The sequence below is a fragment of the Acinetobacter sp. VT 511 genome (assembly GCF_001077515.1).
Lineage (GTDB): Bacteria > Pseudomonadota > Gammaproteobacteria > Pseudomonadales > Moraxellaceae > Acinetobacter > Acinetobacter schindleri.
Map to the genome: position 1 here is coordinate 98,423 of NZ_LFRE01000117.1, position 12,313 is coordinate 110,735.

Genomic DNA, 12,313 nt, shown 5'->3' on the forward strand with positions numbered 1-12,313 from the left:
CAGGCACACTATTAGACAGTAGTGTGCCACCCTCTTTAGCTCGTCATTCTCCTCCGCCTCCTCGCGCGTCGCTACCTCCTTGTCGTCGTTGTCGTCGATATCCTCGCAAAGACTAATTTCGTATAATGCGGATTGATGTTAAATGCACTTCTCTGCCCTCTGCGATCCTAGCAACATTGACAAATAAAAAGCCCACTGGAGAGATTTACCAATGGGCTTTTTATTTGTAGCAATGTGAAGTGCAAATAACATAATCACGGCAACATTATACGAAATCAGTCTAATTAAAAAAAATAGGATACCAATCAGTTTGCTTGAAGATCCACCATGAGAACTTAAGCATAAAGAATCCGAAAATCAAATGACAAACCCAAAGAAGAATATCTAGCTCATTTTCTTTATAGAACTTAATCATTGTTCTCTCCAGTGGACAAAGGGCGATAATTTTTCTTATCCAAAGTCAAAAAAAATTGCTCTGTTTGCAAATCAGTCATAAAGGTATAATCAACAAAACAGTTAACATTCATATTAAAATCAGAATCTAACTTTAAATAATCATCATAAATAGCATAGTAAAGCCTGAAAAGATAACGTTTATAACAAACAATCATCTTGCCATTTTTAAAAAAATAAACTTTATGAACATAATATTTCATTGTTATATCCTATTCGACGAAAATGGGAACCCCAACCCATTTTCTGGTTAATCCCGTTATAAAGCATAAGGGAGCTTGTAATCAGAGGGAAGAAGTTTTGAATATTAGATATGCTCTTTCGCTTCGTAGACACTCGCTCTGTTCTTACGTTTTCGACGCTTATAAACACGATAAATAAATTCCAGTAAATCAAAAAAACGATGGGAAAAGAAAATCCCTGTGAAAAAACCCGTAAATAAAACATATAAAAGCAATTGCTGAATAACTTGCATTTCAGGTGTCATAACTGTTCTCCAGTGGTTTGAACTTGTTGTTGTGTTTGTTGTGGTTGCTGTCTTTGAGCAAAATAATTAAAAGGTCTATAACCCTCTAACCATCTTTGACAATCTTTTGCTGAAATCTGAGGCATATAGTTACCTTGCTGATCGACAGCCATTAAACGTCCACTGGAGAGTTTAATTACACCGGACATTCTCGGAAAATCTGTAGGCTGTACTTGTGGCTGATATTCAAAATCATAAGGCTTGTCGGGATTATAAGAGACTGTTTGAACTACCTGTCCTGTTGATGTTACAGATGATCCATTTTTAGAAAGATTATTAAACCATTCAACACATTCAGGCTTTTCAACATTAACAGCCTTACGACATTCCTGATCTACATTAAAAGCATTTTGAGGAACAACAGCAGCAGGATCATAATCTGTGGAAAATGGATTGGCTGAGGGTTCCTGTTTGGGTGCAGGTTTATTTTCTTCGGTTGTTTCCTTGTGTTGCATATCATTCATTGCAGATGCACCACTTTTAACGAAATAGCCAATTACACACATGATTACAGCAAAGGTTATCCAGGCACTGACATTACGTTGACTGATTCGAGCTTTTCCATCAGTTACGGCTACAGTTGATTTGTAATACTGGAACATTGCAGGATTTAAACGCCATTTCTGAACATCATCGGCCATTTTGAAATTGGCTTTAGTCATGCTCGTAACAGCATAAGACCACCAGTAAACAGTTACAGTTTTGGATTTTTTTGGACGATATAAATGTACGTGCTCACCCACGTTTTCAATAACGTAGGAATTTAATAGTTTTAGTGATTGGGTAATGAGCCAAAAATCAATTGCTTTATGTCGATGTGTAGAAAGGTCTTTACCGATCTGATTGTCTTTAGTGGTCTCCTTCATGAATTCACGGTGATACTGTGCTTCATCGACAATATAAAGACATGGCTTATCTTCATCAGGAACATCACGCCAATCAGATAATAAGGGCTTAATACCCATGATTCTCAAGCCTGCAATGTTGGAATAGATAGACTTGTAAAATCCTTTATCAACTTCCTTTAATAGCCATTCAATGACCATACAAGTTTTGCCGGAGCCTGGAGTAGCAGTAACTAAACGAATCATTTTTTTATCACCCGAAGACCAGCTGCAAATTGCTTAATGTAGAGGGAAGCAAAATAAGCACCCAAGTTTATAGAGATTGATTTATCAACGCCTGCGATCCCAAGTAGGCCAGATACAGCCCCAATATTACCGAGGTTAGAAAGAGCAAGATTTTTATAGTAGTCAAGGAAAACTCCAAAAGTAGCCATAGTGGCAAGTCCAAGACCTGCACCAGTGAGAATTTGAGCAATCCAAGATCGGTTATTATTGGCTAGTAAGGTAGCCAACCATCCAAAAATTGCACGCATTTAAGTCTCCCGAATAGCAGCAACCACAATTCCAGCAGCAGTTAAATAAGACATACCCAAAATGGCAGGACGGACTTTTTCAGCAAACTGGCATAAAGGAGTTAGGTCCATAGAGAGAGATTTGGAAATAGGGCCGACAGAAACCTCATAAGAATCAAATACAGGACACTGAGCACCAAAGGTAACGTAAGATGTGTCAAAAGAAGATGGGTCACGATCCAAAGGCGTTTCATCAATAGGTAAATCTTGTTCTTGTTGTTGTAAGTCTGGTTCATTAGTAGCCCAATCTTTTACAGAAGCCCATGCTTCGGAAATAGAAGAAGCCCAACTATCGGCTTTGGTATTTGATGTTTCCCACCAGTCAGTCAACGTATTAGGAAAATTAATTACAGTTTGAGCAGCTTCACAGATCGTGGGTGCCCAATCGCAAAAAATAGGAAATTCTAAAGAGAGATCAGTAGCATCAGGATTTGCTGTGTTTGGTTTTGCTTCACCAGTAGCTTCATTGGCTTTTTCAGCTTCGGCAGCATCTGCGGGTTTAGTTTGTGCAGAAGATTCTAATTGTTGTGCAATAGGACGAGCTTTAGCATCATCTTTTTCAGCTTCAGCAACGATGTCAGCAGCAGCAGCAGTAGTAGCAACTTGAGCATTTGTGTCACCGCCTTCAGCATTGGAAATAACTTTCTCAGCGACTACAGGCAAAGGTAAGGTTTTTTCTTCTCCTTCTTCTCCTTCGATTGTTCTTGTACCAATTCCATAAAATGTATTAGAACCACCAACAGTTACGATACAAGTTCCAGAACGAGAGTTTGAGTGAACAGTGCCGCCCATAGATGCAGCTTTTGAGGCACAAACATCACGCCACTGGCTAGATGCATTGGGGTCTACAAGTGTTGGATTAATCATTGAAGAACCGACAGGACAACCATTAATGGATTCAGTACATAAAAAAATATATTTGCCACCAATCGATCCCTCCTCTTGCCATTTGATCTGATTATTAGCAGGGTCAAGAACCCAATCAACAGCACCGATCAATTGCTCAACAGCAACAGAAAGAGCATAACCAGCAGCACCACGAGCTAGGACTTTGGCAACCTGAGTAGCTGTAGGAGTAATCGTTGCTGTACCCGTCTTAATATAATTTTTACCATTGATGACAACATTTTTTGTTCCATTTACGATAGTTGAAGCACCTTTTGCAACACGATCACCAATAGACCAGCCTGTTCCAGCCAATACACCAGCAAAAAGAAAAGTAGGGAAAAGAGCGATCTGGATGCAAATAAAAATGGATATTATTTTTTTCATAGGTCAATCCGAAAATAAAATACATAAAGTAATTAGATGTACGATTAAGCAATAAACGACCATTTTGATTTGCTCCTGGAATAAGAAAGGGAGCCGAAACTCCCCTTTTTTTAAACTTGAAATTAGCTTCGTTTGGCAGCACCAGTAACCAAAGACCAAACCCAAGTTAATGCAGCAGGGGCAAGTTTGGCAGCACCGATAGCACCCACAGCAGCAAGACCCAAAGCTAACTGAGTTGTAGCTTCAGACATGTCCAAGCCTTCTGCATGTGCAGAGGTAGCAAGAACAACTGGTGTAGCCACTACAGCAGCAGCGTTAACGATCTTTTGATAAGTTTTTTTGAAATTACGTTTTTTCATAACGTTCATCCTTTTTAGTGTTGAATAGTGAAATGCGACAGTTTTTTAAACACCCACGCCAACGCGAAATTAGCAGCGGTTAATGCCAAAAGCTGATTTATGTCGCTGTAAGTCAGCCTTGACAATTCGATAAGAAAATTAGACTGCTCAAGCCATAAATCACATTGATTCGTGACCTGGTTAACGACTTGACAGACTTGAGCCATTACTTAAATTCTCTTTGTACAGTTATAAAAATGCTTGCAATAAACCAATTGATCAGAGAATTTAGCACCGCATTTCTTGCACTTATAAATAAGCTGTGACATTATAATTATTCCTCTAACCTATTGATTTATTTACATATTATACATTATACGAAATAATGTATTTTAAGCCTTTGATTCAATTGGGTTTTTCTTTGGTAAAGGCTTAACACTGAAAATTTGCATCTGAGCACCATATTGTGTTTGTGACTCTACAAATTGAATTTCTACTTCTTGTGCATTGTCTGCACATTCAGCTAATACAGCCTGGATTTGTTCTACTGGCATAACTCCAGCTGCTGGCGTTAAGTTATAACGCTGTGGAGAAAAAACAGTAGTAGATAAATAAACTTTCTCTACGCCATTTTTTTCAGTACGGTAAACAGATGGCAAAATGGTACGTGTATTAAATTGAACTTGCATGGTTATAGCCTCCTCAGGCAACTAGGTATAAGCCCTTTTTAGGACTGTATTGTGAAACTGGAATTTGATAATCGGCGGGCTGCTGATCGCACATCTTGAGTTCGAACATCCGGACAAACGGAATAACTTTGCCGTTAGGATTCTTGGCAAGGTTTTGAATATGGGACTTTGAAATACCAACACTTAACAAACAGTTAAGCGCATCGTAATAAGTACTTTCGCGGTACAGCTCTTTAGTAGCTTGTAAACCCATTTGACGAACCAATGAGTAAAACTTCATAGCGTTAGTCGCTTTCGTATAACTTGGCTTACCTGTCTTGGTATAAGTCACTAATTTAGATTTGAGTAAATCTAAAATTTCACCATCACTTGAAAAATTCATATATTTACCCTTCATTGTGTCTAGGATCGGGTCAAAAGCTACGTGCCAGAGGCGTAGCAATAATTCTGGCTGTTCATGTTGCAAATTAATTAACTGAAACAAATTAGACGGATAACCGTTTTTAGTTAAATACGTTTTAGTAATACGTGCTTCAAGACGTAAAACAGCATTAGCAAATGGCAAAGCATCATGCATAGCCATGACAAGTGATTTAGAGCGTTGACACCCCTTGTCTGCTTGTTTCTGAACTTTATTTAATTGGGCTTTTACTTCTTCAAATTTGCCATATGCTTTAGGACGAACACTTGCACCATCGTTACCCCAAGTAATGTAATTGTCGTATTTGACTTGACGGGCTTTACGGTGGCCAGATGCAAGATTAGACATATAGTCCAGAACTGGCTGTACCATATTCTGATGAGGCAATCTAAAAAGATAAGTAGTATCAAGGCAAAGAACCTCTGTTTTATCTTGGTCAAGAATCGCACTCAATTTAGGAAATGCTTCAAAAAACATTCCGAGCATGTGCATTGCACCAAGTTCTATAGACTCAAAACCATAAACATTGTGACCCTGTAAAAGCTTAAGTGGAGATGCTTTTAATTCAACATAAGGCACAGTATTCATTGTATTGGTATAAAACTTAACAGCCATATCTGTGTAATCACTTGGGAGAGCTTCATAAGGATGATACAAATCCCCTGTTATGGTCTGGCCGTCATCTGTCTTACTTACATGGCGCGTTGCTGCTGGAACTCCATAATCGCGAATATCACCATTAAATTGATGGTGATTATCAAAACTACGCACATGCGTAGGAATGATTGGAATCGCTAAACGGAGGAAATCAAGCATATCTAAGGTATACCAGTATACGAACAGATACAAAATACAACAGGTATACCGGTATATGCAAGCATATAGATAAAAAAAAGTATACGCTTATACAAACGTATGTATTGACTAATGGTAATTAAGATGCCTCAAACCGTTAAATTAAACAGTTGGGAACAAGAAGCTCTGGAAGAAAGATTTAATCTAATAAATAAAAAACTAATTATGAAAGGCTTCAAACCACTAAAATCAGAAAGTGAGATAGTGCATAAAATACTTGAAATGACTATCAATAAAGTAAACATAACGGAAAGTGGAAATATTATTATTGATGATTAATTAGACAAAATAGACTATTAATAAGAAACATTCTCAATAACTCTGAAAGCTCCGTTATATATAGCTCATAGAGCAAATTGCAAAAAACTTTCCGGAGTCAGGCACACTATTAGACAGTAGTGTGCCACCCTCTTTAGCTCGTCATTCTCCTCCGCCTCCTCGCGCGTCGCTACCTCCTTGTCGTCGTTGTCGTCGATATCCTCGCAAAGACTAATTTCGTATAATGCGGATTGATGTTAAATGCACTTCTCTGCCCTCTGCGATCCTAGCAACATTGACAAATAAAAAGCCCACTGGAGAGATTTACCAATGGGCTTTTTATTTGTAGCAATGTGAAGTGCAAATAACATAATCACGGCAACATTATACGAAATACTATTAATAATACGCTTATCTATGTTGTTGCTCAAGCAACTTATATTTTTAAAGTACTTCAAACTCAATCCGACGGTTTTTCTTTCGACCTTCAGCTGTGGTATTTTCCGCTACAGGTTTACTTGCACCTAAACCATCAGTACTGAGCAAATGTGCTGGAATATTTTTTTTGATTAAATAAGCCTTTACAGCCTCTGCACGTTGCTGGCTCAATTGCAGATTTTGATGAGCATTGCCTGAACTATCCGTATGTCCAATAATCCGTATTTTTTTAGCACCCATCTTGTTTAAAGCAATGACCATTTCATCCAGGATCTGTGTACCTGAAAATGCTAATATCGCACTACCAGATTCAAACTCAATGATTCGATTCTTTAATGCCGCATCAATGATCTGCTGTTCAGCCTGATTGACTGAAAGTTGGGTATTTAAGCGGTAACTTGCTGGCGTTAATCCCTGAAATTTTGCTGTAATTTCCTGAATTTCATGAGGATTTGATACTTTACCTGTGAGCTGAATATCAGTACCTTTTACTGTTAATTTACCGTTTTTGACCTTTTTCAGATCTTCATGAATTACTGTACTGACTGTATTTGACCAGTCTGCTGGTGCGGTGACCTGACGGATCTGGATGCGGTCCACCACATTTTTCTGCCCATAAGTTGTATACAATTTACTCAGTATTTCCTGTTTGGTAATCTCATTGGGTACAGCACCGTCAATAATGATCGGTTGCGCACACACTGAAAAACTCAAAAAAAAAGAGATTAAGAGATTGATTTTATATATTTTTTTTAATTTTAAGTATTTGTTTTTTATTTTCATTTTATGCTTCTACAAATGTTTGTTTAAATAACTTGATGCCTTGAGCCAGACTCATCTGACGCTCACTTAAGGACTGTTCCAAGGCTGCCAAACCTGCATTATTTTCTAGATACGGGTCAATCCAGGCTGCATGGATCAAGGATACCCAGTGTTGACTATCTAAGTTTTCGGTAAAAATATCACTTAAAGCCTGTATATCTGCACCTTTAAAACCAAATAATAAAATAGGCTGTTCTTTATGTAATATACCAATCAACAGTTCTGTATGATGATGTTGTACAAACTGGCTGATCAGGCTGACCCAAAATGCTGCAATTTCATAGCAATAAATCATATTATGAATAGGTAAAATCAGCACTTTATTCAGGCGGCTAGTACCTTGCTGAACAATCGGTTGCAGCAATAATCCCAATCCAATCAAGCTCTGTGCCAGCTGATAGGCACTCAGATTCATCAGCTTTGCAAATGAATGAATCGTATGATGTTGATAAAATTCCTGCACTTCTTCATGGCTGTGCACCATAACCTTGTTGCTCAGCTTGCTGAGTTTATTTAGCAAAATATCAGTATCACTGATGGAACGCATCACCCGGTTGCATTGATAAAGCTCAACCAGAGCCGATTTATAGCGTAATGGCGAATACACGATATTTTCAAATGGCTGTTCATGCTCAATCAGATGACTGAGCACCATTGGAAACTGCCGCCCTGAACTGTCTTCACTGGCAATTAAATTGGCTAGCAAAAATAGTTTTTCTTGTGGATTGGCAATAAAGAAATCCAGCGCGGGTAATTGCGCATAGGTCTGCTTGAAATCTGCCTTCTGCATGGCAAACTCCAATGCTTCCGTAATCCACTGATCAATCAGTTGAATGAGCTGATATTGTCCACGTGACTTGAGAAAATCGCCACGTGCTGGACATTTACCATAATAAAGTAGTGTGGTTTTTAACTCATGCATTACTCACCTCCACCATTTTCTTTAACTTGAAATGAATCCTCATCATGGTACAGCTGCTCCCGTATTAGCTAATGCCGTGGCCGGATTGTGTACCGATACAGGAACACTTTGCGCAGCCACAACACGTACCGATTTATTGGAAACGACCTGATCCATCAGTTGCAGGTTGGCATAGTTTGGCTGTCCGCCGATAGAACTGGCATTCTGGCCACTGACCAGACGGAAGTTTACTTTTACCAGGAGTTCCGGGTCTTCCTTGCTCTTCCAGACCATCTCAAAGTTGCTGCCTTTCTGGGTACGTTGTGCACTTTCAATCAGACGGTTAATGCCATATTCGCCCGGTTCATCAAAAATGGTATGCGTTTTCCCCTCAAGATCCACTAGCGTAATGCGTGCGCCTGGAATTGCGCCCGGATTTGGCCAGACAAAGTTCACCCATTGCTGTATGCCATTTTCAAACAGCATGCGTTGCCCATCGATATCAAAGGTATAAGCTAAAAGCTGAGGATTTTCCAATGGATAGAACTGGAAATTGGACTGGCTTGCAGCAGGAGCTTTACCCTGCCCCTGTTTTAGTTCGCCTGTTGCAACCCCATGAGCGGGTGCGACATAAGTCTGGAAATTTGCTACAAAAGCCGGGTTCAGACTGATTCCCAGATCCTGCCAGGTTTTTGAGGTCAAGGTATAGCCACGTCGGATCACCAGTGGATCCAGATGTTCTTTCACAAAGCGTGCAATACTGCCACTTTCACCAAAAATCTGGTTAATTTCATTGGAAGTGGCCTGTAAGGTTGCCTGACTGCTAAATGGATATTTTTGAGCCAGATTCTGGCTAAATGGCTGATAAGATTGCATGGTCCAGAGCTTGTTTATTTCAGCTTGTGCAGGAACCAGCAGTCCCTCAAAGGATTGGGTTAATGGTGCAACCAGAAGTCTTTGTAACAGTTGCTGATCCAGCTCTGTCGTCCCCGCCGCCATTTTCTCTGCCACAAATTTTTGACTGGTGTTAAAAATGGAGTTCTGTTCATGAATGGTCTGTTTGACCAGAGCCATACTGGCAGGACCAATATCACCTGAGCTTTTTAGATCATTGAACTGGCTGCGGATTTTTGCCATTGACTGCATGTAACCATCCAGAAGCGATTGATTCTGCAGATCATCGCGCTGACGTACCATCTGATAGAACATCTGGAACTCACGTGCAATCACACCATGCCCTAACGGGCTATTGGCCTGTTGCACTTGCTTCGCTTCATCACGATTCAGCACTTTGCGCTTAAACCAGGCAATAAAGCCTTTTTGCGGCACTGCCAGTTCTGCCTGAACCATCGGATTATCCCAGCTGGTCTCTTGGGCCACACGTTGGATCAAGATACGGATTGGAGAATGTTCCGGTTCGCCCAAGAGATCCATCTGCTTGATCTGCTGATTGAAATCGCCTGCTTTGGCATAATGAATCGCGTTCAGGAATTTACGCCATTCTGCAATATATTCTTTCTTATAGAGCTCAGTCAGTTGACGACGGATCTGCTCAGGACTACCACTAAAGCTGAGATCATCAGATTGCGTGGTATTCAGCACCCAGTCCCGACTATCGGTTGTGCTGCTCGCTGCCTGCTCGATGGCTTCCTGTACATAACCTTTCCATGCCGGATAGGTATAAATTCCCGGCAAAGCATAGCTTCCCAACATGGCATTCTGGTTGGTTTCACCCAGAATCTGTTTGACTGTCATTGCGGGGAAACGCACGGCCGCACGACTCTTGATTTCATTATAGACACGGTCACGTGCAGAAATACCGGTGGTAATCGCTGTCAATATCTGACGGGTCTGATCCACCAATACTGCATCAGAATTCAACTGAGGGAAACTGTTTCGTCCTGACAATGTAATGGCATAACCCAGAATCTGCTCGGCTTTCTGGAGTATTTCACCCCGCGGTATTTCACCGCGGTTTTGTTCCAGCCATGTGCGCCAAAAACGTGTCAGCTGATCACTTAAATGACTGGAATCCATATACTGGCGATTGCTCAGCATCAGATAGGTTTTTAAGGCATTATAAGCATCCTGAGGATTCTGGTCTGAAGGTTCAGAAGCAATCTGGCGGCCTTGCGCCACATGATTCATTTTCACCTGAATATAATTTTCTTTTAGCACCGCTTCATTTGCCTTAACACGTTGCAGATACTGTGCAATCTGCTGCTGGGTGGGCTGCAGCACCAGCTGTTCAATGCCTTTAAGATATTCAGTTTCCAGTTTTTCCCGAATCTGCTTACCCTGATATAAACCAAAGCTGTATTTCAGTGGACGGTCCTGATCAAACTGATCCAGTTGCTGCAAATGTTCCTGTAAAATCATTAAGGCATCCAGTTGATGGCTCAGTGAACGGTTGGCTTGAGCCTGTATCTGCACCACTTTGTTCAGGTCGTCCTGAACTTCAGTAATCAGCTGTTGGTTATTGCGATATGACCATAACCATAAACTGAGGACAATCGATACCCCAAGAATTGCACAGGTAAAGGCCATAAAACGCTGACGTTTTTTTGTCGGGTTAATATGCTGACGTACCAGATGCCTGTCTTTCAGGATCACATTGGAAAACAGGCCTTTCAGGAAATAACCGTGGTTCTGGGAAACTGACTGTTTCGGCAGACCAATGTCACTGTCATCACTGTGGATCAAATGAAAATCATCCGCGATCTGTTCCGTCATTGGGCTTTCAATTACGCCATCCTGCAAGGCACTGGTAAAGTAAAAACCACGGAAAATAGGTTTAAACTGGTATGGATTTTCCTGAAACAGTGTAGAAATAAAGGTTTTTAAAACCGGTTTTAGGCTCTTAAATTCCAGTGGAAAAGTCATGACACTTGGAGAAATGTGCTGTGAATGCCGACGGCTCAAATGCGTTGTACTGACACTTTTCAGACCATCGTATAAAATATTGTAATGCTTCTCAAACAGCTCCAGCGCCTGCTCGCTGGAATTTGCCCTATACGGTAAAGTCGCGCCCCAAACCTGATCAAATTCCTGCGCATCATAACAGTCAAAAAATTCGGTAAATCCGGCAATCAGGTCCATTTTGGAAAAGACCAGATACACGGGGGCAAAGACTTCCAGACGTTCGGTTAGATCCTGAATACGGGCACGCAGGTTTTTAGCTAAGTTAATGGATTTTTCCGGACTCTGGCTGACTAGCTCGGCAATACTGACAATGACAATCAGGCCATTCACGGGTGCCTTTGAACGATTTTTCTTGAGAATATTCAGAAAACCGAGCCATTCGGAATGGTCCTCAGCATACACCGAATAACGCCCTGCCGTATCTAGTAAGACCCCTTCAGTCGAGAAAAACCAGTCACAGTTACGTGTCCCGCTTAAGCCGGAAGACACCATCTGTTGATGATGTTTTTCAAATGGAAAACGTAAACCGGAATGGTAAATGGCCGAGCTTTTACCAGCTGCCGGATTGCCAATCACCATATACCAAGGCAGTTCATACAGTGCCGTATTCCCCTTACGATCTCCGAGTCTGGACTTTCGGATCAGCTGAATCGATTGTTTCATCTGCTGCTGGATCAATTGCAGTTCTTCTTTATTCTTATGCCTGTTCTGTTCAGCTTCGGTCGTACTGGCAATCGCCTCGGAAAGTTCCTCGCCTTTTTTGGCATGCCGATAATGCTGGATCAGTGCGTAAATACTCCACACCACCAGGATCAGGCTATAAAATGCCACCAGCATCCAGAACACACGGTCCGATACAGTGTTTTTCATGGAAATAATCACCACGAAAAATGACAATGCCATCATCACTTTTGGATTGGTCACATACTGCCAGACATATCCCAAGATCGTATAAAATAATGTATTCACTGTAATCTCTTATATTTCTTTATTATCTTTCA

General features: G+C 40.7%; 12 protein-coding genes. 1 reads left to right on the plus strand and 11 read right to left on the minus strand.

What is annotated here, in order from left to right:
* Nucleotides 1-407 precede the first annotated feature (407 nt).
* The 8 genes from ACS72_RS16520 to ACS72_RS16560 all read right to left on the minus strand — a co-directional run bounded on the left by ACS72_RS16520 (nt 408) and on the right by ACS72_RS16560 (nt 5,932).
* Nucleotides 408-656: a hypothetical protein gene (locus ACS72_RS16520; RefSeq protein ID WP_048882768.1), complete on the minus strand. Its 249-nt coding sequence runs from the start codon at nt 654-656 to the stop codon at nt 408-410.
* Nucleotides 657-760: 104 nt separating this feature from the next.
* Complete coding sequence (locus tag ACS72_RS16525) at nt 761-940, minus strand: hypothetical protein (protein ID WP_048882769.1); 180 nt, start codon at nt 938-940, stop codon at nt 761-763.
* Entirely contained in the window at nt 937-2,070 is a 1,134-nt protein-coding gene (locus tag ACS72_RS16530) for a zonular occludens toxin domain-containing protein (RefSeq protein WP_048882770.1), read from the minus strand. The genes ACS72_RS16525 and ACS72_RS16530 overlap by 4 nt, the downstream gene beginning before the upstream one ends.
* Nucleotides 2,067-2,357 carry a DUF2523 family protein gene (locus tag ACS72_RS16535; protein WP_048882771.1) on the minus strand — a complete coding sequence of 97 codons (291 nt, stop codon included), beginning with the start codon at nt 2,355-2,357 and terminating at the stop codon, nt 2,067-2,069. The genes ACS72_RS16530 and ACS72_RS16535 overlap by 4 nt, the downstream gene beginning before the upstream one ends.
* Nucleotides 2,358-3,668: a virulence factor TspB C-terminal domain-related protein gene (locus ACS72_RS16540; protein WP_048882772.1), complete on the minus strand. Its 1,311-nt coding sequence runs from the start codon at nt 3,666-3,668 to the stop codon at nt 2,358-2,360.
* A gap of 122 nt (nt 3,669-3,790) precedes the next feature.
* Nucleotides 3,791-4,027, minus strand: coding sequence for a major capsid protein (locus ACS72_RS16545; protein ID WP_048882773.1), 237 nt, complete (start codon nt 4,025-4,027; stop codon nt 3,791-3,793).
* Between the two features lie 371 nt (nt 4,028-4,398).
* Nucleotides 4,399-4,695 carry a hypothetical protein gene (locus ACS72_RS16555; RefSeq protein ID WP_048882765.1) on the minus strand — a complete coding sequence of 99 codons (297 nt, stop codon included), beginning with the start codon at nt 4,693-4,695 and terminating at the stop codon, nt 4,399-4,401.
* Nucleotides 4,696-4,708: 13 nt separating this feature from the next.
* Complete coding sequence (locus tag ACS72_RS16560) at nt 4,709-5,932, minus strand: phage/plasmid replication protein, II/X family (protein ID WP_048882775.1); 1,224 nt, start codon at nt 5,930-5,932, stop codon at nt 4,709-4,711.
* A gap of 123 nt (nt 5,933-6,055) precedes the next feature.
* Between ACS72_RS16560 and ACS72_RS16565 the strand changes: the two genes are divergently transcribed.
* Entirely contained in the window at nt 6,056-6,250 is a 195-nt protein-coding gene (locus tag ACS72_RS16565) for a hypothetical protein (RefSeq protein WP_048882767.1), read from the plus strand.
* Nucleotides 6,251-6,673: 423 nt separating this feature from the next.
* On the opposite strand, the gene ACS72_RS16570 is transcribed toward ACS72_RS16565, so the two are convergent.
* Genes ACS72_RS16570 through tssM form a run of 3 tightly spaced genes read right to left on the minus strand, consistent with a single transcriptional unit; the run spans nt 6,674 to nt 12,281 of the window.
* Nucleotides 6,674-7,450 carry an OmpA family protein gene (locus ACS72_RS16570; RefSeq protein WP_048882776.1) on the minus strand — a complete coding sequence of 259 codons (777 nt, stop codon included), beginning with the start codon at nt 7,448-7,450 and terminating at the stop codon, nt 6,674-6,676.
* Between the two features lies 1 nt (nt 7,451).
* A complete protein-coding gene (tagF, locus tag ACS72_RS16575; protein ID WP_048882777.1) occupies nt 7,452-8,411 on the minus strand; it encodes a type VI secretion system-associated protein TagF in 960 nt (319 codons plus the stop codon).
* A 42-nt stretch (nt 8,412-8,453) separates the two neighbouring features.
* Complete coding sequence (gene tssM / locus ACS72_RS16580; RefSeq protein WP_048882778.1) at nt 8,454-12,281, minus strand: type VI secretion system membrane subunit TssM; 3,828 nt, start codon at nt 12,279-12,281, stop codon at nt 8,454-8,456.
* Nucleotides 12,282-12,313: the final 32 nt, after the last annotated feature.

Bases quoted from the DNA above. Each gene is read 5' to 3' on its own strand.
- ACS72_RS16520 (WP_048882768.1), bottom strand. From the start codon at position 656: ATGAAATATTATGTTCATAAAGTTTATTTTTTTAAAAATGGCAAGATG.
- ACS72_RS16525 (WP_048882769.1), bottom strand. From the start codon at position 940: ATGACACCTGAAATGCAAGTTATTCAGCAATTGCTTTTATATGTTTTA.
- ACS72_RS16530 (WP_048882770.1), bottom strand. From the start codon at position 2,070: ATGATTCGTTTAGTTACTGCTACTCCAGGCTCCGGCAAAACTTGTATG.
- ACS72_RS16535 (WP_048882771.1), bottom strand. From the start codon at position 2,357: ATGCGTGCAATTTTTGGATGGTTGGCTACCTTACTAGCCAATAATAAC.
- ACS72_RS16540 (WP_048882772.1), bottom strand. From the start codon at position 3,668: ATGAAAAAAATAATATCCATTTTTATTTGCATCCAGATCGCTCTTTTC.
- ACS72_RS16545 (WP_048882773.1), bottom strand. From the start codon at position 4,027: ATGAAAAAACGTAATTTCAAAAAAACTTATCAAAAGATCGTTAACGCT.
- ACS72_RS16555 (WP_048882765.1), bottom strand. From the start codon at position 4,695: ATGCAAGTTCAATTTAATACACGTACCATTTTGCCATCTGTTTACCGT.
- ACS72_RS16560 (WP_048882775.1), bottom strand. From the start codon at position 5,932: ATGCTTGATTTCCTCCGTTTAGCGATTCCAATCATTCCTACGCATGTG.
- ACS72_RS16565 (WP_048882767.1), top strand. From the start codon at position 6,056: ATGCCTCAAACCGTTAAATTAAACAGTTGGGAACAAGAAGCTCTGGAA.
- ACS72_RS16570 (WP_048882776.1), bottom strand. From the start codon at position 7,450: ATGAAAATAAAAAACAAATACTTAAAATTAAAAAAAATATATAAAATC.
- tagF (WP_048882777.1), bottom strand. From the start codon at position 8,411: ATGCATGAGTTAAAAACCACACTACTTTATTATGGTAAATGTCCAGCA.